The sequence below is a fragment of the Pseudomonas eucalypticola genome, from assembly GCF_013374995.1.
GTDB lineage: Bacteria > Pseudomonadota > Gammaproteobacteria > Pseudomonadales > Pseudomonadaceae > Aquipseudomonas > Aquipseudomonas eucalypticola.
Map to the genome: position 1 here is coordinate 804,963 of NZ_CP056030.1, position 26,295 is coordinate 831,257.

Genomic DNA, 26,295 nt, shown 5'->3' on the forward strand with positions numbered 1-26,295 from the left:
TCTACGCGGCTACTCTCAGTCCGCCGCTGCTCATCAGCGGTCGGATTTAGCAGTCCGAATACGTCAGGCGCATAGCGCATCCATAGCCATTGCCAGTGTTCCACACTGCAATGTCGTTTTATGGCGGCTGTGCGTGGGGCACCTTCGGGTGCGCCGGGTACCTGACGGTCCGGTCTGCTAACCCGCGTACAACCGCCACCTCTTCGTTTAGCAGCGGGTCTTGGCGGTTTCAATCAAACGTCAGGAGTAAAGCGCCATGTTCAAACCGGTCCCCGATCCCCCCGATTCAACTTCACCACCGTTACCACCCGAAGCCTTCGCCGCCGAAGGAAAATCCCCGTACCCCGATCCCATCCTGTTAAGCCACCACTTCACCGCCCACCACGCCTTTGGCCCCTGCGTCGGTGACATGCCCATCTTCGCCGTGCGCGAAGGCATGCCGTTGGAGGAGGTGTTGGTTCAGGCCAGTTCGTATCTGCGTAGCGCCAGTGCGGGTGCTGCCGAGCTGGTGGAGAATTGCCCGGAGGAGTGGCGGGCGTTGGCTCGCAATGTTGAGCATGTGAGTGAGATTGCTCGGGCGTTGGTAGAGGCTGCGGTGGCGGGGTTGCCTCGGGCGGGGTAGGTTGGTTCTTGCGCTGTGGCTGTAGAGGTTTTCTGTTGTGGGGTTGGGGGGAGTTCGGGAGGGAGGTGCGTCGCGTTTGGCTGAAATGCGCGGTGGTCTTTTCCCGAGCTTCGCCCGGTCCCACAGGGTCGGATGCTCGCTGGGGTGGTGCTGGCTGTGTTCGCGCTATGAGCTGGTGTGGCTGGATGTAGCGTTGACGGTGAGCGGGCCGCGGTTGGCTTTGACGCGGCTAGGTCCGCTGCTACGGGCGTGGGGCGGTGGGAAGTTCTTGGAGTCGGGCTTGTACGGCATCATCGAAGATGATGTACAGGGTTTCCACGTCGGCGGGCTTTACCTTTCGCCCACTCTCCAGCTCGCCGATCAGGGCGATCTGCATTTCCGCTTCGCGCTCCAGATCCGCCCGCGTACTCGCCGCATTCAACGCGCGAACCAGGTCATCGATCTGGTTGCGTACAGGCTTGGCAAGCTTCAACAGGTCCAGTCGTTCTTGGAGCATGGGTACGATCTCTGGCGGGAATGAAGGGGCAGTAAAACCCCGGAAACAAAAAAAGGCACCCGCTAGAGGTGCCTTTTTCGTGACGCTTTGTTTGGTGGAGCCGGGGGGATTTGAACCCCCGTCCGCCAGTACTCCGCTGTCGGTTCTACATGCTTAGCCGTGTCTACTAGGTTAACCCTCGGCCGCCCGACGGGCAGGGTGCTTCAGGCGAGTTGTGTAAGTTTTAGGCGCTTCGTCCACAACGTACTAGGCGACGATTCTGTTCTATATGACAATCGCTTCGAGTTTACAGACATCCTCTAACGATTGCTGGAGCCGAAGCTACCAGAAGGGAAGGCTAGCGCCGCTTACGCAGCGAGAGCGAATTCCCCGTAATTGTCATCATTGGCAATTATAAAGTTTGCAACAGTGGATTTACGAGTTCTGTTACCCACTCGGCATGCACCTAAAGTTTCGTTACCGGCGTCGAATCCTAATCGGCCCCGCTTTCTGCTCTAGCCTGCCCGCGTGAACGGGCAAGGCGTTCAGTTTACGACAAAACGTGGCAAGAGTCGACCGCTTGTCGTTGACGGCGTGTTACTGGGTCTTGCCGTCGGTGTTGGTGGCCTTTTCGTATTCCTGCAGCACGCGGGTGGACAGGGCGATGCAGGTCGCTTTGTCGCCGCTGGCCTGGGCGGCCTGGGCTTTCTGGATGTCTTCCTTGTTGCTTTCCATGATCTGCGCCGAGGCGCTGCCGGCGGTTTTGTCCTGGTCGTCGATTTTCTGCAGGTTCGCGGCGCACAGGTCGTCGGCGGCGAAGGCGTGGGACGTCAGCAGGGCGGTGGCGATGCACAGGCCGGAGAGGGTAAGACGTTTCATGGGAAAACCTCCTGAACAGGGGGAAGACTCGGCTGCGCAGGGGCTCGGTGCCGAGTGGACGGTGAGCCTTTTCACAGGCCATGAAAGATGGACTTTGGGGCTGTGAAGGGGTTCGAAATATTTGCGCGCGGATAGTCTGAAAAACTTATTTCAATTGCAACTGAATACTTCAGAGCGCGCGGTGGCGAGTACCCGAGCTGCGCCCGGCCCTACAGGCCGGGCCGGGGATCGGGGCCAACCCTGTGGGACCGGGCGAAGCTCGGGAAAAGCGCACCGCGGTCTCAGAGCGCACGCGGCCGAGTAACGCGGTCCACCAGGTAGACAAGGCTGTGGTAGTCGATGCCGCTGTGGCTGCTCAGGCCGATTTCGCAGGTGCGGCTGGTGGAGATGCCTTCTTCGCAGTACTGCACGGCGTTTTTGAGGGTGCGCAGGGCGTGGTCGTTGAGCTCGGGGGTGGTGAAGCCTTTGTCGCCGGCGAAGCCGCAGCAGTGGATGCCTTCGGGAATGACCACCTGGGTGCTGCAGCGCCGCGCCAGGTCGATGAGGGCCTGGCTCTCGCCCAGGTGCTGGGTGCTGCAGGTGACGTGCACGGCGATCGGCGTGGCCTGGGGGGTGAAGACCAGTTTGTCCATGAGGTGGGTGCGAATGAAGCGCACCGGGTCGTAGAGGTCCAGGCGGGTGTCGGCCAGGTCTTGCACCAGGCGCAGGGTGCAGGGACTGGTGTCGCAGTAGATGGGGTCCAGGCCGCCGCGGCTGGCGGTGAGAAGCGCGGCGATGAGTTCCTGGCGTTTGTGTTCGGCCTGCTCGGCGTAGCCTTTGGAGGCGAAGGGCTGGCCGCAGCAGAGGCTGTCCTGGTTTTCCGGGAACACCACCTGGTAGCCGGCTTTTTCCAGCAGGCCGCGGGTTTTGTCCAGCAGGGACATTTGTTCGCGGTCGCTGGCGGCGGGGCCCATGACGCGGGACACACAGGCGGCCAGGTACACCACGCGCGGGCGGGCGTCGGTGACGGCTGGGGTGAAGCGGATGGCGTTTTCCGCTTGCGGCATGGCCGGGGTCCATTGCGGCACGCGGCCTTTGCTGGCGCGGGTGAGGCGGGCGGACAGGCTGGCCAGGCGCGGGGCGCCCAACAGCATGCGCGCGCCGTTGGCGGCGTGCAGGGTGAAGCGCGCGCCGTTGAGGGCGGTAGCGAAGTGCTCGCCCAGCCAGGTGGCGGTTTTCTGGTGGTGGGCGGCCTGGGCGCGCAGTTTTTTCACCAGTTCGCCGGTGTTGATGCCCACCGGGCAGCGTTGGGCGCACAGGCCGGTGGCGGCGCAGGTGTCGATGCCCTGGTATTGGTAGTCGTGTTCGAGTGCCGTGGTGTCGATGCCGGCGCGTTTTTTTGCTTGGATGTCGCGCCACATCACGATGCGCTGGCGCGGGCTGAGGGTCAGGCCTTTGGAGGGGCACACCGGTTCGCAGAAGCCGCACTCGATGCATTTGTCGACGATGTCGTCGGCCGCGGGCATGGGCTTCAGATTTTTCAGGTGAATGTGTGGGTCTTCGCTGAGGACCACGTCGGGGTTGAGGATGCCGGTGGGGTCCAGCAGGCGCTTGAGTTGCCACATCAGCTGGTAGGCGTCGTGGCCCCATTCCAGTTCCACGAAGGGCGCCATGTTGCGGCCGGTGCCGTGTTCGGCTTTCAGCGAGCCGCCGAATTCCACGGCCACCAACTGCGCCACGTCGTCCATGAAGGCCTGGTAGCGCGCCACTTCCTCGGGGTTGTTGAAGCCCTGGGTGAAGACGAAGTGCAGGTTGCCCTCCAGGGCGTGGCCGAAGAGGATGGCTTCGTCGTAGCGGTGTTTTTCGAACAGGGCGATCAGGCGGTTAACGCCGATGGCCAGTTGTTCGACCGGGAAGGTGACGTCTTCGATGATGACCGTGGTGCCGGTCTGGCGCACGGCGCCGACGGCGGGGAAGGTGTCTTTGCGGATGGCCCACAGGCGGGCGTTTTCCACCGGGTCTTCGCTAAAGTCGACCTGGCGTTCCACTGGGAACGGCGCCAGGCTGGCCATGATCTGCGCCAGTTGTTCGTGCAGCAGCACTTGGCTGGCGGCGCGGGATTCGATAAGCAGGGCGCAGGCGCCGTCGGACAATTCCCGCACGAAGGCGGGCATGCCTTTCATGCCTTGCACCGAGCGCAGGCTGCGGCGGTCCAGCAGTTCGACGGCGGCGACCGGTTGGGTCTTGAGCACGGTGACGGCGTTGCAGCAGGTTTCTACGTCGGGGAAGACGATCAGCGCCGAGGCCTTGAAGGGGTGGTCGATGACGGTGTCGTAGGTGACCGCGCTGATGAAGCCCAGGGTGCCTTCGCTGCCCACCAGCAGGTGGCTGAGGATATCCAGGGGGTCGTCGTAGTCCACCAGGGCGTTGAGGGACAGGCCGGTGGTATTTTTCAGGCGGTATTTGTGGCGGATGCGCGCGGCCAGTTCGCTGTTGGCGCGGGTCTCGCGGCCCAGTTCGGCCAGCCTGTCCAGCAGTGCGCCGTGGCTGGTGCGGAAGGCGGCGACGCTGGCCGGGTCTTCGCTGTCCAGGCGGGTGCCGTCGGCCAGTACCAGGCGAATGCCTGCCAGGGTGTGGTAGGTGTTTTGCGCGGTGCCGCAGCACATGCCGCTGGCGTTGTTGGCGACGATGCCGCCGATCTTGCAGGCATTGATGGAGGCCGGATCGGGGCCGATCTTGCGCCCGAATGGCGCCAGCCAGGCGTTGGCCTGGGCGCCGATGACACCGGGCTGCAAGCGGATCTGCGTGCCCTGGCCGCGAATTTCGCGGCCGTTCCAGTTGTCGCCCAGCACGATCAGTACCGAGTCGCTGATGGCCTGGCCGGACAGGCTGGTGCCGGCGGCGCGAAAGGTGACGGGCACCTGTTCGCGGTGGGCGAGGGTGAGCAGGGCCACCACTTCGTCTTCGGATTCCACCCGCACCACCAGCTTGGGGATCAGCCGGTAGAAGCTGGCGTCGGTGCCAAAGGCCAGGGTGGAAGTGGGGTCGTCGAAGCGGCGCGCCGCCGGGATCAGTTGGCAGGCTTCACGCAGGAACGCAGCAGGCAGGCTCATTGGTCCTCCAGAATCAGTACCACCAGGTCTTTGGGGCCGTGGGCGCCGTAGGCCAGTACCTGTTCGATGTCGGCGGTTTTCGACGGGCCGGACACCAGCAGGGCGTTGGTGGGCATGCCGCCCGCCCAGTTGAACTGCCGTTGCACCTGGTAGAAGTTGTCGTGGATCTCGCTGGCCTTCAGCAGGGCGAAATGCACCGGCGGCACCAGGCTCATCAGCCGCGGTTCTTCGCGGGTGGGCCACAGGATCAGGCTGCCGGTGGCGGCGATGGCCCCCACGGTGCTGGTCAGGCTGGCGGCGGTGTCGTTGAATAACTCGGCTTTCCAGGCTTCCACGGGGCGGTCGTAGGCTTTGAGCGCCGGCAGGTCGGCTTGGTGCTGCCAGTGTTTGCTGATGCGTTGGCCGTGGGCAGTGCCAGGGGCGATCAGCAGGTTGGGCAGGTGCCGGTCGCGCAGCAGTTGCGCGAGCAGGGCGGGCCAAGCGGCGTCAGTGGTCAGGTGGATTTCCGTGTGCACGGCCTCCATCAGTTTGCGCAGTTGGGCGATGCGCTCGCCTTGTGGATAAGTCCACGGGCGGGTGACCAGGCCCTCGTCGAAGTTATCCACAATGGGCGTGGTGCCAATCAGGCTATTGCGCAGTTTGGCCAGGATGTTCTGTTTGGCGCTCATGGGCGGCCTCCCTGTTGGGCCAGATGCTCGCGGGCCATGTCGTGCAGCGAGCGGGCGGCGGGTTTCGGCGCGCTGTGGTGTTGCGTCCAGGGGCCGACGTGCTTCGGCGTCAGGTGGCGCAGGCGCGTGGCGAAAAAACTGAAGGCTTTATAGAGCACTGGGTGACCGTTGAGGGTGGCCCAGGCGTTCCAGATCAAGCGCTCCTTGCGCGAGTATTTGCTGCCTTGGCCGCGCATGACCGGATGGGGGCTGTCGGGGGCTTTGACGTTTTCTTCGCGCAAGCGGCGCAGCAACGCCGGGATGGGGATTTTCACCGGGCACACTTCACCGCAGGCGCCGCACAGCGACGAGGCGCTGGGGTGGTCTGGCACCTTGGCCAGGCCGACCATGTGCGGGGTGATGATCTTGCCGATGGGGCCGGGATACACCTCGCCGTAGGTGTGGCCGCCCACGCGGGTGTACACCGGGCAGTGGTTCATGCAGGCGCCGCAGCGAATGCAGTTGAGGGTCTGGCGCAGTTCGCCGTCGGCGAAGGCCTGGCTGCGACCGTTGTCCAGCAACACCAGGTGCACTTCCTGGGGGCCGTCGCGCTCGTCGGGCTGGCGCGGGCCGCTGATCATGTTGACGTAGGTGGTGATGGGAATGCCCAGCGCCGAGCGGGTCAGCAGGGACAGCAGTGGCACCACGTCACGCAGGTTTTCGACGACTTTCTCGATGCCCGTGACGGCGATGTGCACCGGCGGCACGGTGGTGGACATGCGCCCGTTGCCTTCGTTTTCCACCAGCAGCAGGGTGCCGGTCTCGGCGACGGCGAAGTTGACCCCGGACACGCCGATGTCGGCCTCGAAAAATTTCTGCCGCAGTACCCGGCGGCCGATCTGGATCAACTGGTCGACGTCCTTCGTGTACTCCACGCCCAGTTTGTCATGGAACAGGCTGGCGACCTGGCCGGCGTTCTTGTGAATGGCCGGCATGATGATGTGGGACGGCTTTTCGTGGTCCAGCTGGACGATGTACTCGCCCATGTCGGACTCCAGGCATTCGATGCCGCGGGCCTCCAGGGCGTGGTTCATTTCCATTTCTTCGCTGACCATGGACTTGCCCTTGATCACCTGCTTGGCGCCATGGGCGTCGATGATCGACTGGACGATGCCGTTGGCTTGCTCGACTGTCTCGGCCCAGTGCACCTTGACGCCGTTGCGGGTGAGGTTGCGTTCCAGGGTTTCCAGCAGGTCAGGGAGTTTCGACAGGGCGCGGGCGCGCACGGCGTTGCCCAGGGCGCGCAGTTGCTCGCGCTCGTCCGGGTCGGCGAAGGCCACGGCGCGCTTGGTCATGAGCGAGTCCATGGCGCTGCGGAAGTTGCTGCGCAGTTGTGGGTCGCCCAGGGCGTTGTGGGCGCGGCTGCGGAAGTCGTCGTCGATTTCCACGGCGGGGATGCGGGCCTGGCTGTTCATCGGCCACCCCCGCTGCGTTGCCACAGGAAGGTCGCCAGGTGCTGGCCGCGCAAGGTCTCGCGTTGCTTCTCGAGGGCGCCGTTGATGTTCATCAGGCAGCCGCAATCGGCGCTCAGCACCTGATGGGCGCCGGATGCCTTCAGGTTGTGGGTCTTGTCGGCCACCATGGCGCCGGAAATGTCCGGCATGCGTACGCTGAACGTCCCACCGAAGCCGCAGCATTCGCTTTCATGGCTGTGCTCCACGCGCTCGACGTTGGTCAATTGCGCCAACAGCGCGCGTCCATGCAGGTGGGTGTTCATTTCCCGGCGTGCCGAGCAAGAGGTGTGCAGGGCCACCTTGACCGGTTGGCCGTTGTCCTTGAGCTGCACCTTGCACACGTGCAGGAGGAATTCGGCCAGCTCGAAGGTGCGTTCCGCCAGGGCCTGTACCTGCTCGAGGGTTTCAGGCTCGTCCTTGAACAGGTCGGCGTAGTGCTGGCGCAGCATGCCGGCACACGAGCCGGACGGCACCACCACGGGCTGGTCGCCGGCGAACAGCGCCAGTTGCGCGCGGGCCACGGTTCGGGCCTGGTCGGTGTAGCCGCTGGTGTAGGCCGGTTGGCCGCAGCAGCTCTGGCCTTGGGGGAAATCCACGCGGATACCTTCGCGCTCCAGCAGGCGAATGGCGTCCATGCCGGCCTCGGGGTAGAACAGGTCGACCACGCAGGTACCGAACAGGTACACGCGAGCCGGTTTGCTCGCCGGGTACTGGCGCGGCTGGGGAATGGGCGGCGCCACGCGGGTGGCATTCGGTACGGCGTTGTAGAAAAGCTCGCTCATCAGGCGTTGTCTCCGGGTGGGCCCGGTTATCCGGCCGCGGTGGGCCGGGGTTATCAGTACCGGCGCCGCGCAGGGCAGCGCCGGGCGTGTTGCATCAATGCACCAGCATGCCGGTGAACCAGTACGCCTGGGCCAGGGTGATCAGGCCGACGATGGTCGCGAAGAACAGGCTGTGCTTGAGGGTGAAGCGGAACAGGTCGGACTCCTTGCCTACCAGGCCGGTGGCGGCGCAGGCCACGGCGATGGACTGCGGCGAGATCATCTTGCCGGTCACGCCGCCGCTGGTATTGGCCGCTACCAACAGCGTGTCGCTGACGTTGATCTGGTGCGCGGTGGTGGCCTGCAATGAACTGAACAGGGCGTTGGACGAGGTATCGGAACCGGTCAGGAACACCCCCAGCCAACCCAGGAACGGCGAGAAGAACGGGAACGCCGCGCCCGTCGCCGCCAGCACCAAGGCCATGGTGGAAGACATGCCCGAGTAGTTGGTGACGAAGGCAAACGCCAGCACCATGCCGATGGACAGGATGGGCCAGCGCAGTTCGTACAGGGTATCCTTGAAAGTGGTCAGACCAATATGCGCCTTGATTTTAAGCACGGCCATGGAGATCAGCGCGGCCAGGAAGATCGCCGTGCCGGTGGCGGCGATGGGGTCCAGTTTGAACACCGCGGCGATGGGGGTAGGCGTGGCCGCGATGGGGGCGACCTTGATCACCAGTTGGTCCAGGTGCGGGATGGCGAAGTTGAACACCGTGGCGTACAGCGCGCCGCCCGCGGCAAACATGGCCTTGAAGGGCTTGAGGGTCCAGATGGTTACCAACACGGTCAGGATCAGGAACGGTGACCAGGCCTTGAAGATCTCGCCAAAGCTGTAGGGCGAATCCAGTTGTACCCGGGGTTTGCCGAAGCCACCGACGCTGGCCACGGCCGCGGCGCCTTCGGCCGTGCCGGCGATGTGGTCGCCGGCGCTGCGGTGCGGTTGCCAGACCTTCAGGAACAGGGTCAGGGCAATCAGGCTGACGAGGGCCGAGGTGATGTCCGGCAACTCCGGGCCGATGAAGTTGGACGTGAAATACTGGGTGATGGCGAAGCTGCCACCCGCCACCAGGGCCGCCGGCCAGGTTTCACGCACGCCGCGCTTGCCGTCCATCATGAACACCAGCCAGAACGGCACGAACACCGACAGCAGGGGCAATTGGCGGCCGGCCATGGCGCCGATCTTGAAGGCGTCGATGCCGGTGACCTGGCCCGCGACGATGATCGGAATGCCCAGGGCGCCGAAGGCTACCGGGGCGGTGTTGGCGATCAGGCACAGACCGGCCGCGTACAGCGGGTTGAACCCCAGGCCTACCAGCAGCGCGGCGGTGATGGCCACCGGCGCGCCGAAGCCGGCCGCGCCTTCCAGGAACGCACCGAAGCAGAAACCGATCAGCAATACCTGCAGGCGCTGGTCATCGGTAATGGACAGTACCGAGCTGCGGATGATCTCGAACTGGCCGCTCTTGACGGTCAGCTTGTAGAGGAAAACCGCCGCCACGATGATCCAGGCGATGGGCCACAGGCCGTAAATGAAGCCGTAGCCGGCCGCGGCCAGGGCCATGTCGGTGGGCATGCCGAAAGCGAAGATCGCCACCAGCACCGCCAGTACCAAGGTGATGCTGCCCGCCACGTGGCCTTTGAGGCGCAGCACGGCCAGGGCGAGGAAGAAGAATACGATCGGGATGACAGCGGCGAGGGCGGACAGGCCGAGGCTGCCGAGCGGGCTGTAGAGTTGTTGCCAGGTTTGCATGTGGGGTGGCCCCTAATTGTTGTTGGTCAGGCGTCGCACTGGCATTGGCAAATTGGTAATACCAATTTACAATGCGCAAGTGCTAGGTTAGAGGCCCTGCTGTCAGTGTGTCAATTTGTCACCCTGATACTTTCGTCGTGGTGGGATGAGTGGAGAGGTAGTGATGGCGTTTGATCAGGTCCGCCAGCGGCGGTTGTCCGACGATATCGTCGAGCGGCTCGAAGGCATGATTCTGGAAGGCACCCTGCGTGCCGGGGAGCGGTTGCCGGCAGAGCGCGTGCTGGCTGAACAGTTCGGGGTGTCGCGGCCGTCGTTGCGCGAGGCCATTCAGAAACTGGTGGCCAAGGGCATGCTGATCAGCCGCCAGGGTGGCGGCAACTACGTGGTGGAAACCTTGGGGTCGACCTTCAGTGACCCGCTGATGCAGTTGCTGGAAAGCAACCCTGAATCCCAGCGCGACCTGCTGGAGTTTCGCCACACGCTGGAGGCGTCCTGCGCCTTTTATGCGGCCAAGCGCGCTACCGAACTGGACCGTGAACGGTTGAAGGTGGCGTTCGAGGCGCTATTGGATTGCTACGCCCGGGAAGACCAGGTCACGCGCGCCGAAGAGGGCGCGGCCGATGCCAATTTCCACCTGGCCATCGCCGAGGCCAGCCACAACGCGGTGTTGCTGCACACCATTCGCGGGCTGTTCGACCTGCTCAAGCGCAACGTGGTGATCAACATTGGTGGGATGTACCAGCAGCGCAGTGAAACCCGCGACATGCTGATCAGCCAGCACCGCGAGCTGTACCTGGCCATTATCGAGGGGCGTGCGGAAGACGCCCGAGAGATCTCCAGCCGCCACATCCTGTATGTGCAGGAAGTGCTCGACGAAGTCAGGCAGCAGGTTCAGCGCGTGGCACGAGCAGAGCGCCGCAAGGGGCTATGACGCTGTGGGGCAGGGTGAAGCCGGGACAGGGCACCTCGGTGCGCCGTGTTCTTTTCCCCAGCTTCGCCCGGCTCCGCAGGCACCGGCCCCTTGGAGGCTACTCGTCCTTGCCCTTGGTGCGCACGGCGCGGTGCAATTCGCGGTCGGAATCACGCTCGCGCTCGGTGTGGCGCTTGTCGTATTCCTTCTTGCCCTTGCCCAGCGCGATTTCGCACTTGATCAGGTGCTGCTTCCAGTACATGGACAGCGCCACGCAGGCATAGCCTTTCTGTTGCACCAGGGTGAACAGCTTTTCCAGCTCGCGCTTGTTGAGCAGCAGTTTACGGGTACGTACCGGGTCAGCGATGACGTGAGTGCTGGCCGCGGTCAAGGGCGTGATATGGCTGCCCAGCAGCCAGGCTTCGCCATCCTTGAGCAGGACGTAGCTGTCGATCAACTGCGCCTTGCCGGCACGCAGACTTTTTACTTCCCAACCGGACAGGACCAGACCGGCCTCGAACTTGTGCTCGATGAAGTAATCGTGTCGCGCCTTCTTGTTCTGCGCGATAGTCCCTTCGGGGTGTTTCTTTTGTTTGGCCATAGGGGGCGCATTATAGGCAGTCGCGGCGTTGTCGGCTACGGTGTATACGTGCTTGAGCCTGTGCGGGTTATCCCGGACAATGCGCGATCTTTTTTGATCACCTGGGCCTTGTTGTTGTCGACTGGAAGGCACCGGAGGAAATGACGCACTCATGACTACGCATATCCAACGTTCGGCCCTGCTGCCTTACCCCGCACAGGCCCTGTACGACCTGGTCAACGACGTGGCGAGCTACCCCAAGTTCCTGCCGTGGTGTTCGTCCAGCACAGTGATCGAGGAAACTGACGTACTGATGCGCGCCAGCCTCGAAGTCGCCAAGGGCGGGCTTTCTCAAAAATTTGTCACGCGAAATGTACTGGTGCCGGGCAACACCATCGAAATGAACCTCGAGGAAGGCCCGTTCACGCAGTTGCATGGCCTGTGGGTGTTCAAGCCTCTGGGCGAAAAAGCCTGCAAGATCAGCCTGGACATGTCGTTCGACTATGCCGGCTCCATCGTCCGCGCCACCCTGGGCCCGTTGTTCAACCAGGCGGCCAACACCCTGGTGGATGCTTTCTGCCAGCGCGCCAAGCAACTGTATGGCTGAGGCCATGGTGGAGGTCGAGGTGGTGTTTGCCGCCGTCGACCGGCAGGCGTTGTTGAGCGTTCAGGTGCCCGCGGGTTGCTCTGTTCGCGAAGCCGTGCAGCGTTCGGGGATCGCCGAGCGGTTTCCTGAGGTGGCGCTGTTGGACTGCCCTGTGGGCATCTTTGGCAAGGTGGTACCCGACCCAGCCGCGCAGGCGGTGGAGGAGGGCGACCGTATCGAGCTGTACCGCCCGCTGGTCGCCGACCCCAAAGAGGTGCGACGCATGCGCGCAGCGAAGGCCAAGGCCAGCAGCGGCCAATAAAAAGGGGCTTCGCGAAATCCCCGGGAAGTTGGTGGCGCCTTCAAAGATCTGTAGTGAACAAACAAAGCGGACCAGGTGATCTTAAAGGCATAACTGGCCCGAAACAGATGTGGGACCGGGCTTGCCCGGGAAGCGCCGCGCCGGCGGCGCTCGATCTCAACAGCGACACTACAACATCGCCTGGCGCTTAGTAGCCTTGATGCAATCCCCAGCCAGGAGCTCCGATGAACATCCTATCGGCCCGTCTTGCAATCGCATCAAGGCCACCGGATGCATGTCTTGGTTTTTCCTGCGCCCTTGAAACCGAGCGCCGCCCGCGCGGCGCTTCCCGGGCAAGCCCGGTCCCACATCCGTTTCCGGCCAGTTATGCCTGTGAGATCACCTGGTCCGCTCCGTTTGTTCACTGCATATCGGTGGTAGTGCCATAACTTTCCCTGCAACCCGTGAAGAACCAATAAAAAGCCCGGCACATGTGCCGGGCTGCTTTTTTGCTACGCCTGATTACTGAGGGTTGGCCTCGATAGGCGTAGGCGTTGGTACGGGAACCACTTTCACGTCGTCGACGCTGCGCTGGATCTGGTCCAGGGTGGAGCCCGGCTTGGCAGGTGTTTCCGGTGCCGGTTGGGCGGTGTTGTCCACTGGCGCGGCCGGTGCGGCGCCTGGGGTGCCCAGGATGGTCTGGTCTTTGCTCACGCCGGGCATGAAGTCACCGGACAGGCTGGCCAGCTGGTCGTTTTCATTGAAGAAAACGCTCATCCGTTCCTGCTGGCGCTCACCGCCACCTGGTTGGATACTGTAGAGGTAATCCCAGCGATTGGCATGAAACGTATCGACCAGCAGGGGGTTGCCCATGATAAACCGTACTTGCCGGCGGGTCATTCCCGGGCGTAACTGGTCTATCATGTCCTGCGTGACGACATTGCCCTGCTGGATGTCGATTTTGTAAACCCCGGGGAATGAACAACCGGCGAGTGCGAGCAGTCCCACGAAGGTGAGGCTGAATAGCAAGTGCTTGGTGTTTTGCATCGGTGGGCGACTTCCACTATCTTGGCTGGGACAACGTAAACCCCGATCATACCCGCATTAAGAGAAGCTGCGAAGCAGCATCGGCGAGAAAGCTGACCATGGTTGAAAATAGCGAGTTACGAAAAGCCGGCCTCAAGGTGACCCTGCCTCGAGTCAAGATCCTGCAAATGCTTGACGGCGCAGAGCAACGCCACATGAGCGCCGAGGACGTCTACAAGGCACTGATGGAAGCAGGCGAAGATGTGGGCCTGGCCACGGTTTACCGTGTACTGACCCAATTCGAAGCTGCTGGCCTGGTGGTTCGTCATAACTTCGATGGCGGCCACGCCGTCTTCGAACTGGCCGACGGTGGCCACCACGACCATATGGTCGATGTGGACTCCGGCGAGGTGATTGAGTTCGTCGACAAGGATATCGAAGAGCTGCAGCATGCCATTGCCGAAAAGCATGGCTATGAGCTGGTTGACCACAATCTGGTCCTGCACGTACGCAAGAAGAAGTAATCGACTGGCGTAACGAACGAAGGCGACCCTAGGGTCGCCTTTGTGCTTTCTTGAGTGTGTCGCCAGCCCGGTGGAGGGGGCGGGCGGCCGTGATGCTCAGCCGCAGCGGGCAGTGACGACCATCTTCTTGGCGTGCGCCAGCGACTCCTTGGTCAGGTCGATGCCGCCCAACATGCGCGCCACCTCTTCCACGCGCTCTCCTTTATTAAGGCTGGCCACCGCCGTGCGGGTTTCGTCACTGCCACGCACCTTGTGCACGAACAGGTGGTGGTGCCCCTGGGCAGCTACCTGCGGCAGGTGGGTGACGGTCAGCACCTGGCCGCGCTCACCCAGGCGGCGCAGCAGCTGGCCGACGATTTCCGCGGTAGGGCCGCCGATGCCCACGTCCACTTCGTCGAACACCAGGGTCGGCACCCGCGAGGTCTGGGCGGTGATGACCTGGATCGCCAGGCTGATGCGCGACAGTTCACCCCCCGAAGCCACTTTCGCCAACGGCTTGAGTGGCTGGCCCGGGTTGGCGCTGACCAGCAATTCCACTTGCTCCAGGCCATGGGGCGCGAGATCGTCGGTGCCGAGCGGGCGCAGTTCGATGGTGAAGCGCCCGCCGGGCATGCCCAGGCGCTGGATTTCCACTTCCACCGCCGCGGCCAGGCCGGTGGCCGCGTGCTGGCGCAGGCGGCTGAGCTCCTGGGCCTTTTCCTGGTAATGGCGCGCGTAGGCCGCCACTTCGTCGCCCAGGCGTTCGATGGATTCGTCGTTGGCGTTGAGGGTCTCGATCTCGTCCAGCAGCTTCTGTTGCAGCGCCGCCACTTCGGTGGGGTGGATGCGATGCTTGCGCGCCAGGGTATAGATGGTATCCAGGCGCTCTTCCAGTTGCTGCAGGCGCGCCGGGTCGGCGTCGAAATGGTCGAGGAAGCGGTTCAGCTCGCCCACCGCTTCTTCCACCTGGATCTGCGCGCTGGAGAGCATGCTGGCGGCCTCGCCCAGTGCGCGCGGTGCGTTGTGCACGGCGGTCAGGCGGTTGAGGCTGGCGGTCAGGGCGCTGAGCACGTTGCCCGAGTCGTTTTCGCTGCAATGGTCGATGACCTGGCGGCAGATGCCGAACAGGGCCTCGGCGTTGGTCAGGTTCTTGTGTTCCTGCTCCAGCAGCTCCAGCTCGTTCTCGCCCAGGTTGAGGTTTTCCAGTTCCTCCAGCTGGTAGCTGAGCAGCTGGTGGCGGGCGCGTTGTTCGTCACCGGAGTTCGACAGGCGGTCGAGTTCCTGGCGGGTCTGGCGCCATTTGTGCGCGGCCAGCTGAACCTGGCGGGCCAGGTCGGTGGCGCCGGCGTATTCATCCAGCAGGCGGCGGTGGGTGTCGGTTTTCAGCAGCGACTGGTGTTCGTGCTGGCTGTGGATGTCGATCAGCAGTTCGCCCAGGGCTTTCAGGTCGCCCAGGGGGCACGGTGTGCCATTGATATAACCGCGCGAGCGGCCTTCGGCGGTAATCACACGACGCAGAATGCATGGGCCGCTGCCGTCCAGGTCGCGTTCGTTGAGCCAGGTGCGGGCCTCGGGAATGTCCACCAGGTCGAAGGTGGCGAGAATGTCGGCCTTGTCGGCACCCGGTCGAACTACGCCGCTGTCGGCGCGGTCACCTAGGGTGAGCCCCAGGGCGTCGAGCATGATGGACTTGCCCGCGCCGGTCTCGCCGGTGATCACGCTCATGCCGCGCGCGAGCTCCAGGTCGAGATGTTCGACGATGGCGTAGTTGTGTACGGATAGGTGCACCAGCATGGGGCGGCTCCCGGGCTTAAAAAGTCTGGTTATTTATACAGTGTTTTTATTCGCGCTGACAATGCCCCCGTTTAGCACCATTGGCTCGCATGGCGGCTTTTTTAATCGCGCCGCGGCATTTGCCAATCTGCACAAGCGTGCATCGCTGCCCTTGAAGCTGGAAATTGCGACCCCATATAGCGGGCAGAAGCGCGAGTCGAGCTCGCAGACGAAATTGAAAGGAGAACCCTGATGGCTGACGAACAGACTCTGGACGAACAGAATCTCGATGCAAACCAGGCTGGCGAAGCCGGCGCTGATGATCTCGCTGCACGGGTGAAAACCCTCGAAGAACAGCTGGCTGCCGCCCAGGACCAATCTCTGCGCGTGGCCGCCGACCTGCAGAACGTGCGCCGCCGCGCCGACCAGGACGTAGAGAAGGCGCACAAGTTCGCGCTGGAGAAATTCGCCTCCGACCTGCTGCCGATCATGGACAGCCTGGAGCGTGGCGTCGAGCTGAGCAGCGCCGACGATGAAGCGCTGCGCCCGATGCGTGAAGGCATGCAGCTGACGCTGAAGATGTTCGAGGACACCCTCAAGCGCTACAACCTCGAAGCCATCGACCCCCATGGCCAGCCATTCAACGCCGAGCACCACCAGGCGATGGCCATGCAGGAAAGCGCCGACGTGGAACCCAACAGCGTGCTCAAGGTGTTCCAGAAGGGCTACCAGCTCAATGGCCGCCTGCTGCGCCCCGCCATGGTGGTGGTCAGCAAGGCCCCCGCGCCGGTGTCGCCGTCCATCGACGAGCAGGCGTGAAACTTCTGTTAATGGTGGGCCTTGAAATTCATCCACGGGCCCCCATTTTGATGTCAAGCGTTTAAGTGCTACCGCAGACAGCCACTACTGCTGCGGCATCCAAATCCAAAGTTTCGGGAGAGTTAACATGGGCAAGATTATCGGCATCGACCTGGGGACCACCAACTCCTGCGTTTCCATTCTGGAAAACGGCAAGGCCAAGGTCATCGAGAACTCTGAAGGCGCTCGTACCACCCCTTCGATCATCGCGTACGCCAACGACGGCGAAACCCTGGTTGGCCAGTCGGCCAAGCGTCAGGCGGTCACCAACCCGCACAACACCCTGTACGCGGTAAAGCGTCTGATCGGCCGTCGCTTCGAAGAAGAAGTCGTGCAGAAAGACATCCAGATGGTCCCTTACAAGATCGTCAAGGCTGATAACAACGACGCCTGGGTGGAAGTGAACGGCCAGAAAATGGCCCCGCCACAGATTTCCGCCGAAATCCTGAAGAAAATGAAGAAAACCGCTGAAGACTACCTGGGCGAAGCGGTGACCGAAGCGGTCATCACCGTGCCTGCGTACTTCAACGACAGCCAGCGCCAGGCGACCAAGGACGCCGGCCGCATCGCTGGCCTCGACGTCAAGCGCATCATCAACGAACCTACCGCGGCTGCTCTGGCCTACGGCATGGACAAGGCCAAGGGCGACCACACCGTGATCGTCTACGACCTGGGTGGCGGTACCTTCGACGTTTCGGTCATCGAAATCGCCGAAGTCGACGGTGAGCACCAGTTCGAAGTACTGGCCACCAACGGCGACACCTTCCTGGGTGGTGAAGACTTCGACATCCGCCTGATCGACTACCTCGTCGACGAGTTCAAGAAAGAAAGCGGCATGAACCTCAAGGGTGACCCGCTGGCCATGCAGCGCCTGAAAGAAGCCGCTGAGAAAGCCAAGATCGAGCTGTCGTCCAGCCAGTCGACCGACGTCAACCTGCCGTACATCACTGCAGACGCCACCGGTCCGAAGCACCTGAACGTGAAAATCTCGCGTGCCAAGCTGGAATCGCTGGTTGAAGACCTGGTTCAGCGCACCATCGAGCCTTGCCGCATTGCCCTGAAGGACGCCGGTATCGATGTAGGTTCGATCAACGACGTGATCCTGGTCGGCGGTCAGACCCGTATGCCACTGGTTCAGAAGGCTGTTACCGACTTCTTCGGTAAAGAAGCCCGTAAAGACGTCAACCCTGACGAAGCCGTTGCCATGGGGGCTGCCATCCAGGGCGCCGTGCTGGCCGGTGACGTGAAAGATGTGCTGCTGCTGGACGTCAGCCCGCTGACCCTGGGTATCGAAACCATGGGTGGCGTGATGACCGCGCTGATCGAGAAAAACACCACGATTCCTACCAAGAAATCGCAGGTTTTCTCCACTGCCGACGACAACCAGAGCGCTGTGACCATTCACGTGCTGCAAGGTGAGCGCAAGCAGGCTGCCCAGAACAAGTCCCTGGGCAAGTTCGACCTGGCCGAGATCCCGCCAGCACCACGCGGTGTTCCACAGATCGAAGTGACCTTCGACATCGACGCCAACGGCATCCTGCACGTAGGCGCCAAGGACAAGGCCACTGGCAAGACCCAGTCGATCGTGATCAAGGCCAACTCCGGCCTGTCTGATGAAGAAATTCAACAGATGATCCGCGACGCCGAAGCGAACTCGGAAGAAGACCGCAAGTTCGAAGAGCTGGCTGGCGCCCGTAACCAGGGTGACGCGCTGGTTCACTCGACTCGCAAAATGGTCGCTGACGCCGGTGACAAGGTCACTGCCGAAGAGAAGGCTGCCATCGAAGCTGCCGTGGTTGCCCTGGAAGCCGCTGTCAAAGGCGACGACAAGGCCGCCATCGAGGCCAAGGTCGAAGAGCTGTCGAAAGTCAGCGCCCCGGTTGCCCAGAAGATGTACGCCGAACAGGCCGAGCAGCCTGCTGGTGCCGCAGCCCAGCCTGAAGAGGCTGCCAAGCACGACGACGTCGTCGACGCCGAGTTCGAAGAAGTCAAAGACCACAACAAGTAATCCTTGTTTGTTGGTCGGCCAGTTCACTGCCTTCGGGCAGTGGCTGGTAGGATGTCGCCGCGCGGGGGCTTGCTCCCGCGTTGGCGTGTCTGGAATAGACGAATTTTTACAGCATGCGACTGACTCGGATGCTGTCGGCACGGTCGGAGGCGCCTGAGTGCTCCGACGTCCTGAAGAGTAAATAGAACTATGTCAAAGCGTGACTACTACGAGGTTCTGGGGGTCGAGCGCGGCTCCAGCGACGCCGATCTGAAAAAGGCCTATCGCCGCCTGGCGATGAAGCACCACCCTGACCGCAACCCGGGCGACAAAGCGTCGGAAGACATGTTCAAGGAAGCCAACGAGGCTTACGAAGTACTGTCCGACTCCAGCAAGCGCGCCGCGTATGACCAGTACGGGCATGCCGGTGTCGACCCGAGCATGGGGGGCGGCGGTGCCGGTTTCGGCGGCGCCAATTTCTCCGATATCTTCGGCGATGTCTTCAGCGATTTCTTCGGTGGCGGCGGCCGCGGCGGTTCCCGTGGCGGTGCCCAGCGCGGCAGCGACCTGCGCTACACCCTGGAGCTGAACCTGGAAGAAGCCGTTCGCGGCACCACGGTCAGCATTCGCGTGCCGACCCTGGTCAACTGCAAACCCTGTGACGGCTCGGGTGCCAAGAAAGGCTCCTCCCCGGTTACCTGCCCAACCTGTGGCGGTATCGGCCAGGTGCGCATGCAGCAGGGCTTCTTCTCGGTACAGCAGACCTGCCCGCGTTGCCATGGCCAGGGCAAGATCATTTCCGACCCGTGCGAATCCTGCCGTGGCGAAGGCCGCGTGGAAGAGTACAAGACCCTGTCGGTGAAAGTGCCGGCTGGCGTCGACACCGGTGACCGCATCCGCCTGTCGGGTGAAGGCGAAGCCGGCACCCAGGGTGGCCCGACCGGCGACCTGTATGTGGTGATCAGCGTGCGCGAGCACGACATTTTCCAGCGCGACGGCAAGCACCTGTACTGCGAAGTGCCGATCAGCTTCACCGAGGCTGCCCTGGGTGGCGAGCTGGAAGTGCCGACCCTGGACGGCCGCGTCAAGCTCAAGATCCCGGAAGGCACCCAGACCGGCAAGCAGTTCCGCCTGCGTGGCAAGGGCGTTGCCCCTGTGCGTGGCGGTGGTGCCGGCGACCTGATGTGCCGCGTCGCCGTGGAAACCCCGGTCAATCTCAGCCGTCGTCAGCGCGAGCTGCTGGAAGAGTTCCGCGGCACCCTGGAAGGTGACAGCTCGCATTCGCCCAAGGCCAGTGGCTGGTTCGAGGGTATGAAGCGTTTCTTCGGCGATTTGTAAGGGTTCAGGTATGAGACGTATTGCGGTGATGGGCGCTGCCGGGCGCATGGGCAGGAACCTGGTCGAGGCGGTCACGCAGCGCGCGCCGCAGGCCGGGCTGACTGCCGCCGTGGTTCGCCCTGGCAGCACCATGATTGGTGCTGACGCTGGCGAACTGGCTTCGCTGGGGCGCATTGGCGTGCAGTTGTCCGGCAACCTGGAGCAGGTGGCCGATGAATTCGATGTGCTGATCGATTTCACCCTGCCGGACGTGATGTTGAAGAACCTGGCCTTCTGCCGCGCAGCAGGCAAGGCCATGGTCATCGGCACCACGGGTCTGAACGCCGAGCAGAAGCAGTTGCTGGTGGAGGCGGGCAAGGATATCCCGATCGTCTTCGCCTCCAACTTCAGCGTTGGCGTGAACCTGTCGTTCAAGCTGCTGGACCTGGCGGCGCGGGTGATGGGCGAGGAGGCGGACATCGAGATCATCGAGGCCCACCACCGCAACAAGGTCGACGCGCCGTCGGGCACGGCGGTCAGCATGGGTGAGGTGGTTGCCAAGGCCCTCGGCCGCGACTTGTCCAAGGTGGCTGTCTATGGCCGTGAAGGTCATACCGGCGTACGTGAGCGCGACACCATCGGCTTTGCCACCGTGCGTGGCGGCGATGTGGTGGGTGACCACACTGTGCTGTTCGCTGCCGAAGGCGAGCGCCTGGAGATCACCCACAAGGCTTCCAGCCGCATGACCTTCGCCAAGGGTGCGGTACGTGCCGCGCTGTGGCTCGACGGCAAGGCCGCCGGCCTGTACGACATGCAGGACGTGCTCGACCTGCATTGATTGCCCGGCTCGCTCCGTTCCCCTGTGGGACCGGGCGAAGCTCGGGAAGCGGTCACCGCGGTGCTCCAGCTACACCGCGTAGCACGCTTCCCGAGCTGCGCCCGGTCCCACAAGGGGCGGCGGTGGGCGGTGTGTTGGCGCGATAAAGCTCGCCGCGGGGGCCGCTGCGGCGTACAATATGCCCCTCGAATCCCCCGTTTTACCCCGCCAAGCGATCCCTTGTCGCATTCCTCTGCCTTTCAGGCTCAATGGCGGTAGATAAAAAAATCATTTTTCTGTAAGCTACAGCTTTAGTGTGTCCACTAAAAGCGCGCAGATAATTCGATGAAGAAGCGGGGTGACGTGTCTATACGTCATTCCGCTTTTTTACAACCTGCGATCGCCCTTTCAGGTTTTATTTACGGGAGGTCTTCTTGACTAAGCCAGCCATACTTGCCCTTGCTGATGGCAGCATTTTTCGCGGTGAAGCCATTGGCGCCGACGGCCAGACTGTCGGTGAGGTGGTGTTCAACACCGCAATGACCGGCTATCAGGAAATCCTTACCGATCCTTCCTATGCCCAGCAAATCGTTACCCTGACCTACCCGCACATCGGCAACACCGGTACGACCCCGGAAGACGCCGAGTCGAACCGTGTATGGTCCGCCGGCCTGGTCATTCGCGACCTGCCACTGGTGGCCAGCAACTGGCGTAACACCCTGTCGCTGTCGGACTACCTGAAGGCCAACAACGTTGTCGCCATCGCCGGTATCGACACCCGCCGCCTGACCCGCATCCTGCGTGAGAAAGGCGCCCAGAACGGCTGCATCATGGCCGGCGACAACATTTCCGAAGAAGCGGCCATCGCCGCCGCGCGCGGCTTCCCGGGCCTCAAGGGCATGGACCTGGCCAAGGAAGTCAGCACCAAGGAAAGCTACCAGTGGCGCTCCAGCGTCTGGAACCTGGCCACTGACAGCCACCCGGAAATCGCCGACAGCGAACTGCCGTACCACGTGGTTGCGTTCGACTACGGCGTGAAGCTGAACATCCTGCGCATGCTGGTAGAGCGCGGCTGCCGCCTGACCGTGGTGCCGGCCCAGACCCCTGCCAAGGACGTCCTGGCCCTGAACCCAGATGGTGTGTTCCTGTCCAACGGCCCAGGTGACCCCGAGCCTTGCGACTACGCTATCCAGGCCATCAAGGAAGTGCTGGAAACCGAGATTCCGGTGTTCGGTATCTGCTTGGGTCACCAGCTGCTGGCCCTGGCTTCCGGCGCCAAGACCGTGAAGATGGGCCACGGCCACCACGGTGCCAACCACCCGGTCCAGGACCTGGACACCGGCGTTGTGATGATCACCAGCCAGAACCACGGTTTCGCCGTGGACGAGGCCACCTTGCCAAGCAACGTGCGGGCGATCCACAAGTCGCTGTTCGACGGTACCCTGCAGGGCATCGAGCGCACCGACAAGAGCGCGTTCAGCTTCCAGGGCCACCCTGAAGCCAGCCCAGGCCCGAACGACGTGGCCCCGCTGTTCGACCGCTTCATCGACGCCATGGCCAAGCGCCGCTGAGTGAAGCCGTCGCAAGCGTAATGCGCGCCGCGCAGGCCCCGCTCCAAGCGGAGATTGCCTGCCCGGCGCCGCCAAAGAATGTTCAAGGCGGCTCGCCTCAGGGCCTGCCGACTGACCTGCGGATTTGAGTGACAACCATGCCAAAACGTACAGACATAAAAAGCATCCTGATTCTCGGCGCCGGCCCCATCGTGATCGGCCAGGCCTGTGAATTCGACTACTCCGGCGCCCAGGCTTGCAAAGCCCTGCGCGAAGAGGGCTACCGCGTCATCCTGGTGAACTCCAACCCGGCCACCATCATGACCGACCCGGCCATGGCCGACGCCACCTACATCGAGCCGATCAAGTGGCAGTCCGTTGCCAAGATCATCGAGAAAGAGCGCCCGGACGCCCTGCTGCCGACCATGGGTGGCCAGACCGCCCTGAACTGCGCGCTGGACCTGGAACGCGAAGGCGTGCTGGAAAAGTTCGGCGTGGAAATGATCGGTGCCAACGCCGACACCATCGACAAGGCCGAAGACCGTTCGCGCTTCGACAAGGCCATGAAAGACATCGGCCTGGCCTGCCCGCGCTCGGGTATCGCCCACTCCATGGAAGAAGCCAATGCCGTACTGGAGAAGCTGGGCTTCCCGTGCATCATTCGTCCTTCGTTCACCATGGGCGGCACCGGTGGCGGCATCGCCTACAACCGTGAAGAATTCGAAGAAATCTGCGCTCGTGGTCTGGACCTGTCGCCGACCAAGGAGCTGCTGATCGACGAGTCGCTGATCGGCTGGAAAGAGTACGAGATGGAAGTGGTCCGCGACAAAAAGGACAACTGCATCATCGTCTGCTCCATCGAGAACTTCGACCCGATGGGCGTGCACACCGGTGACTCCATCACCGTGGCCCCGGCCCAGACCCTGACCGACAAGGAATACCAGATCCTGCGTAACGCCTCCCTGGCGGTACTGCGCGAGATCGGCGTTGAAACCGGTGGTTCCAACGTGCAGTTCGGTATCTGCCCGAACACGGGCCGCATGGTCGTGATCGAGATGAACCCGCGTGTTTCGCGTTCCTCGGCACTGGCGTCCAAGGCCACCGGTTTCCCGATCGCCAAGGTCGCGGCCAAGCTGGCCGTGGGTTACACCCTGGACGAACTGCAGAACGACATCACCGGCGGCAAGACCCCGGCGTCCTTCGAGCCGTCCATCGACTACGTCGTCACCAAGCTGCCACGTTTCGCCTTCGAGAAATTCCCGAAAGCCGACGCCCGCCTGACCACCCAGATGAAATCCGTGGGTGAAGTCATGGCCATCGGCCGTACCTTCCAGGAATCCCTGCAGAAAGCCCTTCGCGGCCTGGAAGTGGGCGTTTGCGGCCTGGACCCGAAAGTCGAGCCAAGCAACCCCGAGTTCCACAGCATCCTGAAGCGCGAGCTGACCGTGCCGGGCGCCGAGCGCATCTGGTACGTAGCCGACGCCTTCCGCGCTGGCATGACCTGCGACGAAATCTTCGCCCTGACCGCCATCGACCACTGGTTCCTGGTGCAGATCGAAGACTTGATCAAGGACGAAGAGAAGGTCAAGACCCTGGGCCTGGCCGACATCGACAAGGCGCTGATGCTCAAGCTCAAGCGCAAGGGCTTCTCGGACCAGCGCCTGGCCAAGCTGCTGGGTGTGACCGACAAGAACCTGCGTCGTCACCGCCACAAGCTGGAAATCTTCCCGGTCTACAAGCGCGTCGACACCTGCGCCGCCGAGTTCGCCACTGACACCGCCTACCTGTACTCCACGTACGAGGAAGAGTGCGAAGCCAACCCGTCGGACCGTGAAAAGATCATGATCCTGGGCGGTGGCCCGAACCGTATCGGCCAAGGCATCGAGTTCGACTACTGCTGCGTGCACGCGGCCCTGGCGCTGCGTGACGATGGTTACGAAACCATCATGGTCAACTGCAACCCGGAAACCGTGTCCACCGACTACGACACCTCCGACCGTCTGTACTTCGAGCCGCTGACCCTGGAAGACGTGCTGGAAGTGGTGCGCGTCGAGAAGCCTAAAGGCGTGATCGTCCAGTACGGCGGCCAGACCCCGCTGAAACTGGCCCGCGCCCTGGAAGAAGCTGGCGTGCCGATCATCGGTACCAGCCCGGACGCCATCGACCGCGCCGAAGACCGCGAGCGTTTCCAGCAGATGGTTCAGCGCCTGAACCTGCTGCAGCCGCCGAACGCCACCGTGCGCAGCGAAGAAGAAGCCATCCGCGCCGCTGGCGTGATCGGCTACCCGCTGGTGGTTCGCCCGTCCTACGTACTGGGCGGCCGCGCGATGGAGATCGTCTACGAACTGGACGAACTCAAGCGCTACCTGCGTGAAGCCGTGCAAGTGTCCAACGACAGCCCGGTGCTGCTGGACCACTTCCTCAACTGCGCCATCGAAATGGACGTGGACGCGGTCTGCGACGGTACCGACGTGGTGATCGGCGCGATCATGCAGCACATCGAACAGGCCGGTGTTCACTCCGGTGACTCCGCGTGCTCGCTGCCACCGTACTCGCTGCCTGCCCACGTGCAGGATGAAGTGCGCGAGCAGGTCAAGAAGATGGCCCTGGAACTGGGCGTTGTCGGCCTGATGAACGTGCAGCTGGCCCTGCAGGGCGACAAGATCTACGTGATCGAAGTCAACCCGCGCGCCTCGCGTACCGTGCCGTTCGTGTCCAAGTGCATCGGCACTTCCCTGGCCATGATCGCTGCCCGCGTGATGGCCGGCAAAACCCTGAAAGAGCTGGGCTTCACCAAGGAAATCATTCCTAACTTCTACAGCGTGAAAGAGGCGGTATTCCCCTTCGCCAAATTCCCTGGCGTGGACCCGATCCTGGGCCCAGAGATGAAGTCCACCGGTGAAGTCATGGGCGTCGGCGACACCTTCGGCGAGGCTTTCGCCAAGGCCCAGATGGGCGCCAGTGAAGTGCTGCCTACCGGCGGTACCGCGTTCATCAGCGTGCGTGATGACGACAAGCCGCTGGTGGCTGGTGTTGCCCGCGACCTGATCGCCCTGGGCTTCGAAGTGGTGGCCACCGCCGGCACCGCGCGCGTCATCGAAGAAGCCGGCCTGAAAGTACGCCGTGTGAACAAGGTGACCGAAGGTCGCCCGCACGTGGTCGACATGATCAAGAACGACGAAGTTACCCTGATCATCAACACCACCGAAGGCCGCCAGTCGATCGCTGACTCCTACTCCATCCGCCGCAACGCACTGCAGCACAAGATCTACTGCACCACCACCATTGCTGCTGGCGAAGCGATCTGCGAAGCGTTGAAGTTCGGTCCGGAAAAGACCGTGCGTCGCTTGCAGGATCTTCACGCAGGACTCAATGCATGAATAAATACCCCATGACCGTCCAGGGCGCTCGCGCCCTGGAAGAGGAGCATGCCCACCTGACCAAGGTGGTGCGGCCCAAGCTGAGCCAGGACATCGGTACTGCGCGCGAACTGGGTGACCTCAAGGAAAACGCCGAATACCATGCCGCCCGCGAACAGCAGGGCATGGTCGAGGCGCGTATCCGCGACATCGAAGGCCGCTTGCAGAACGCCGTGGTCATCGACGTCACCACCATCGAGCCAACCGGCAAGGTGATCTTCGGTACCACCGTGGAAATCGCCAACGTCGAAACCGATGAGCGGGTCAAGTACCAGATCGTCGGCGAGGACGAAGCCGATATCAAGCAGGGCAAGATCTCGGTGGGTTCGCCTATCGCTCGCGCCCTGATCGCCAAGGAAGAAGGCGATGTCGTGGCGGTGAAAACCCCCGGCGGCGTCATCGAGTACGAGATTGTCGAAGTCAGCCACATCTGATGGCCGCGGCCCGTACGCGACGGGCGCGATCATCTGGCAGCTCGCCCAGGTACTCTGGGTGGGCGGCCTGTGGGTTCTGCACCTCGGCGTGATTCCGGCGCTGGCCCATGTCGGGCTGGCCCCGGCGCTGATCGAGGACATAGGAACGCAAATCGGCGGGTTGCTGACCGGTTTCTGTGCATTCTGTGCCGTCGTGCAGATGCTGGTGCTGGTCAGTGGCCAGGGGTTTGCTGCCCTGTGGCGGGACATGCGTGGACAGTTGCTGTCCATGGCCGTGCTGGTTGCCGCGCTGTATGGCGGGGTGACACACTGGTCGCCCGAACCGCTGCGCTGGCAGTTGTTCTGTTACCTGGCGATGGGCCTTCTGGGCCTGGCGCTGGTGTTGCAGCCGGTACCGGGCAGGGCGCGCGAGGCGCGCCACTGACCGCGGGTCA

The 26,295-nt window shown here is 62.9% G+C and carries 23 protein-coding genes and 1 other RNA gene; 13 read left to right on the plus strand and 11 right to left on the minus strand.

Annotated elements, in window-relative coordinates:
- Window positions 1-256 precede the first annotated feature (256 nt).
- Window positions 257-622 carry a DUF6124 family protein gene (locus HWQ56_RS28995; RefSeq protein WP_245217815.1) on the plus strand — a complete coding sequence of 122 codons (366 nt, stop codon included), beginning with the start codon at window positions 257-259 and terminating at the stop codon, window positions 620-622.
- Window positions 623-863: 241 nt separating this feature from the next.
- Here HWQ56_RS28995 and HWQ56_RS03690 read toward each other — a convergent pair whose 3' ends face one another.
- From HWQ56_RS03690 to HWQ56_RS03725, 8 genes are all read right to left on the minus strand, one after another.
- Window positions 864-1,118, minus strand: a complete 255-nt coding sequence (locus HWQ56_RS03690) for a hypothetical protein (protein ID WP_158153873.1) — start codon at window positions 1,116-1,118, stop codon at window positions 864-866.
- A 92-nt stretch (window positions 1,119-1,210) separates the two neighbouring features.
- Window positions 1,211-1,602, minus strand: a transfer-messenger RNA (tmRNA) gene (gene ssrA / locus HWQ56_RS03695).
- Window positions 1,603-1,694: 92 nt separating this feature from the next.
- Complete coding sequence (locus HWQ56_RS03700) at window positions 1,695-1,976, minus strand: hypothetical protein (protein WP_158153874.1); 282 nt, start codon at window positions 1,974-1,976, stop codon at window positions 1,695-1,697.
- Between the two features lie 281 nt (window positions 1,977-2,257).
- A complete protein-coding gene (locus tag HWQ56_RS03705; RefSeq protein ID WP_176569815.1) occupies window positions 2,258-5,068 on the minus strand; it encodes an FAD-binding and (Fe-S)-binding domain-containing protein in 2,811 nt (936 codons plus the stop codon).
- Window positions 5,065-5,736, minus strand: a complete 672-nt coding sequence (locus HWQ56_RS03710) for a LutC/YkgG family protein (RefSeq protein WP_176569816.1) — start codon at window positions 5,734-5,736, stop codon at window positions 5,065-5,067. The genes HWQ56_RS03705 and HWQ56_RS03710 overlap by 4 nt, the downstream gene beginning before the upstream one ends.
- Window positions 5,733-7,190, minus strand: coding sequence for a LutB/LldF family L-lactate oxidation iron-sulfur protein (locus HWQ56_RS03715; protein WP_176569817.1), 1,458 nt, complete (start codon window positions 7,188-7,190; stop codon window positions 5,733-5,735). The genes HWQ56_RS03710 and HWQ56_RS03715 overlap by 4 nt, the downstream gene beginning before the upstream one ends.
- Window positions 7,187-8,011, minus strand: a complete 825-nt coding sequence (locus HWQ56_RS03720) for a (Fe-S)-binding protein (protein ID WP_158153878.1) — start codon at window positions 8,009-8,011, stop codon at window positions 7,187-7,189. Before HWQ56_RS03720 ends, HWQ56_RS03715 begins: the two co-directional genes overlap by 4 nt.
- A gap of 94 nt (window positions 8,012-8,105) precedes the next feature.
- Window positions 8,106-9,800: a lactate permease LctP family transporter gene (locus tag HWQ56_RS03725; protein WP_176569818.1), complete on the minus strand. Its 1,695-nt coding sequence runs from the start codon at window positions 9,798-9,800 to the stop codon at window positions 8,106-8,108.
- 163 nt (window positions 9,801-9,963) lie between these two features.
- On the opposite strand from HWQ56_RS03725, the gene HWQ56_RS03730 reads away from it, so the two are divergent.
- A complete protein-coding gene (locus HWQ56_RS03730) occupies window positions 9,964-10,731 on the plus strand; it encodes a GntR family transcriptional regulator (protein WP_158153880.1) in 768 nt (255 codons plus the stop codon).
- 97 nt (window positions 10,732-10,828) lie between these two features.
- On the opposite strand, the gene smpB is transcribed toward HWQ56_RS03730, so the two are convergent.
- Complete coding sequence (gene smpB / locus HWQ56_RS03735; RefSeq protein WP_008373856.1) at window positions 10,829-11,311, minus strand: SsrA-binding protein SmpB; 483 nt, start codon at window positions 11,309-11,311, stop codon at window positions 10,829-10,831.
- Window positions 11,312-11,462: 151 nt separating this feature from the next.
- Here smpB and HWQ56_RS03740 point away from each other — a divergent pair, with 151 nt between their 5' ends.
- Both HWQ56_RS03740 and HWQ56_RS03745 read left to right on the plus strand, forming a co-directional pair.
- Window positions 11,463-11,897, plus strand: a complete 435-nt coding sequence (locus tag HWQ56_RS03740) for a type II toxin-antitoxin system RatA family toxin (protein WP_158153881.1) — start codon at window positions 11,463-11,465, stop codon at window positions 11,895-11,897.
- Window positions 11,890-12,198 carry an RnfH family protein gene (locus tag HWQ56_RS03745; protein WP_245217816.1) on the plus strand — a complete coding sequence of 103 codons (309 nt, stop codon included), beginning with the start codon at window positions 11,890-11,892 and terminating at the stop codon, window positions 12,196-12,198. The genes HWQ56_RS03740 and HWQ56_RS03745 overlap by 8 nt, the downstream gene beginning before the upstream one ends.
- 501 nt (window positions 12,199-12,699) lie before the next feature.
- On the opposite strand, the gene HWQ56_RS03750 is transcribed toward HWQ56_RS03745, so the two are convergent.
- A complete protein-coding gene (locus tag HWQ56_RS03750; protein ID WP_176569819.1) occupies window positions 12,700-13,224 on the minus strand; it encodes an outer membrane protein assembly factor BamE in 525 nt (174 codons plus the stop codon).
- Between the two features lie 98 nt (window positions 13,225-13,322).
- Between HWQ56_RS03750 and fur the strand changes: the two genes are divergently transcribed.
- Entirely contained in the window at window positions 13,323-13,727 is a 405-nt protein-coding gene (gene fur / locus HWQ56_RS03755) for a ferric iron uptake transcriptional regulator (protein WP_158154920.1), read from the plus strand.
- A 96-nt stretch (window positions 13,728-13,823) separates the two neighbouring features.
- Here fur and recN read toward each other — a convergent pair whose 3' ends face one another.
- A complete protein-coding gene (recN, locus tag HWQ56_RS03760) occupies window positions 13,824-15,500 on the minus strand; it encodes a DNA repair protein RecN (RefSeq protein ID WP_176569820.1) in 1,677 nt (558 codons plus the stop codon).
- A 231-nt stretch (window positions 15,501-15,731) separates the two neighbouring features.
- Between recN and grpE the strand changes: the two genes are divergently transcribed.
- The 8 genes from grpE to HWQ56_RS03800 all read left to right on the plus strand — a co-directional run bounded on the left by grpE (window position 15,732) and on the right by HWQ56_RS03800 (window position 26,285).
- Entirely contained in the window at window positions 15,732-16,298 is a 567-nt protein-coding gene (gene grpE, locus HWQ56_RS03765; protein WP_158154924.1) for a nucleotide exchange factor GrpE, read from the plus strand.
- Between the two features lie 127 nt (window positions 16,299-16,425).
- Window positions 16,426-18,345 (plus strand): molecular chaperone DnaK, encoded by a 1,920-nt coding sequence (dnaK, locus tag HWQ56_RS03770; RefSeq protein WP_176569821.1) that lies wholly within the window; start codon window positions 16,426-16,428, stop codon window positions 18,343-18,345.
- A 189-nt stretch (window positions 18,346-18,534) separates the two neighbouring features.
- Window positions 18,535-19,662, plus strand: coding sequence for a molecular chaperone DnaJ (gene dnaJ / locus HWQ56_RS03775; protein WP_158154928.1), 1,128 nt, complete (start codon window positions 18,535-18,537; stop codon window positions 19,660-19,662).
- 10 nt (window positions 19,663-19,672) lie between these two features.
- Complete coding sequence (gene dapB / locus HWQ56_RS03780; RefSeq protein ID WP_158154930.1) at window positions 19,673-20,479, plus strand: 4-hydroxy-tetrahydrodipicolinate reductase; 807 nt, start codon at window positions 19,673-19,675, stop codon at window positions 20,477-20,479.
- Window positions 20,480-20,892: 413 nt separating this feature from the next.
- The gene (carA, locus tag HWQ56_RS03785) at window positions 20,893-22,029 is read left to right on the plus strand and encodes a glutamine-hydrolyzing carbamoyl-phosphate synthase small subunit (RefSeq protein WP_176569822.1); all 1,137 of its coding nucleotides are present in this window, start codon (window positions 20,893-20,895) and stop codon (window positions 22,027-22,029) included.
- Between the two features lie 137 nt (window positions 22,030-22,166).
- Window positions 22,167-25,388 carry a carbamoyl-phosphate synthase large subunit gene (gene carB / locus HWQ56_RS03790; protein ID WP_158154934.1) on the plus strand — a complete coding sequence of 1,074 codons (3,222 nt, stop codon included), beginning with the start codon at window positions 22,167-22,169 and terminating at the stop codon, window positions 25,386-25,388.
- Window positions 25,385-25,861 (plus strand): transcription elongation factor GreA, encoded by a 477-nt coding sequence (gene greA, locus HWQ56_RS03795; RefSeq protein WP_158154936.1) that lies wholly within the window; start codon window positions 25,385-25,387, stop codon window positions 25,859-25,861. Before carB ends, greA begins: the two co-directional genes overlap by 4 nt.
- Window positions 25,839-26,285, plus strand: coding sequence for an MFS transporter (locus tag HWQ56_RS03800; protein WP_176569823.1), 447 nt, complete (start codon window positions 25,839-25,841; stop codon window positions 26,283-26,285). The genes greA and HWQ56_RS03800 overlap by 23 nt, the downstream gene beginning before the upstream one ends.
- The last annotated feature ends 10 nt before the right edge of the window (window positions 26,286-26,295 follow it).

Bases quoted from the DNA above. Each gene is read 5' to 3' on its own strand.
- HWQ56_RS28995 (WP_245217815.1), top strand. From the start codon at position 257: ATGTTCAAACCGGTCCCCGATCCCCCCGATTCAACTTCACCACCGTTA.
- HWQ56_RS03690 (WP_158153873.1), bottom strand. From the start codon at position 1,118: ATGCTCCAAGAACGACTGGACCTGTTGAAGCTTGCCAAGCCTGTACGC.
- HWQ56_RS03700 (WP_158153874.1), bottom strand. From the start codon at position 1,976: ATGAAACGTCTTACCCTCTCCGGCCTGTGCATCGCCACCGCCCTGCTG.
- HWQ56_RS03705 (WP_176569815.1), bottom strand. From the start codon at position 5,068: ATGAGCCTGCCTGCTGCGTTCCTGCGTGAAGCCTGCCAACTGATCCCG.
- HWQ56_RS03710 (WP_176569816.1), bottom strand. From the start codon at position 5,736: ATGAGCGCCAAACAGAACATCCTGGCCAAACTGCGCAATAGCCTGATT.
- HWQ56_RS03715 (WP_176569817.1), bottom strand. From the start codon at position 7,190: ATGAACAGCCAGGCCCGCATCCCCGCCGTGGAAATCGACGACGACTTC.
- HWQ56_RS03720 (WP_158153878.1), bottom strand. From the start codon at position 8,011: ATGAGCGAGCTTTTCTACAACGCCGTACCGAATGCCACCCGCGTGGCG.
- HWQ56_RS03725 (WP_176569818.1), bottom strand. From the start codon at position 9,800: ATGCAAACCTGGCAACAACTCTACAGCCCGCTCGGCAGCCTCGGCCTG.
- HWQ56_RS03730 (WP_158153880.1), top strand. From the start codon at position 9,964: ATGGCGTTTGATCAGGTCCGCCAGCGGCGGTTGTCCGACGATATCGTC.
- smpB (WP_008373856.1), bottom strand. From the start codon at position 11,311: ATGGCCAAACAAAAGAAACACCCCGAAGGGACTATCGCGCAGAACAAG.
- HWQ56_RS03740 (WP_158153881.1), top strand. From the start codon at position 11,463: ATGACTACGCATATCCAACGTTCGGCCCTGCTGCCTTACCCCGCACAG.
- HWQ56_RS03745 (WP_245217816.1), top strand. From the start codon at position 11,890: ATGGCTGAGGCCATGGTGGAGGTCGAGGTGGTGTTTGCCGCCGTCGAC.
- HWQ56_RS03750 (WP_176569819.1), bottom strand. From the start codon at position 13,224: ATGCAAAACACCAAGCACTTGCTATTCAGCCTCACCTTCGTGGGACTG.
- fur (WP_158154920.1), top strand. From the start codon at position 13,323: ATGGTTGAAAATAGCGAGTTACGAAAAGCCGGCCTCAAGGTGACCCTG.
- recN (WP_176569820.1), bottom strand. From the start codon at position 15,500: ATGCTGGTGCACCTATCCGTACACAACTACGCCATCGTCGAACATCTC.
- grpE (WP_158154924.1), top strand. From the start codon at position 15,732: ATGGCTGACGAACAGACTCTGGACGAACAGAATCTCGATGCAAACCAG.
- dnaK (WP_176569821.1), top strand. From the start codon at position 16,426: ATGGGCAAGATTATCGGCATCGACCTGGGGACCACCAACTCCTGCGTT.
- dnaJ (WP_158154928.1), top strand. From the start codon at position 18,535: ATGTCAAAGCGTGACTACTACGAGGTTCTGGGGGTCGAGCGCGGCTCC.
- dapB (WP_158154930.1), top strand. From the start codon at position 19,673: ATGAGACGTATTGCGGTGATGGGCGCTGCCGGGCGCATGGGCAGGAAC.
- carB (WP_158154934.1), top strand. From the start codon at position 22,167: ATGCCAAAACGTACAGACATAAAAAGCATCCTGATTCTCGGCGCCGGC.
- greA (WP_158154936.1), top strand. From the start codon at position 25,385: ATGAATAAATACCCCATGACCGTCCAGGGCGCTCGCGCCCTGGAAGAG.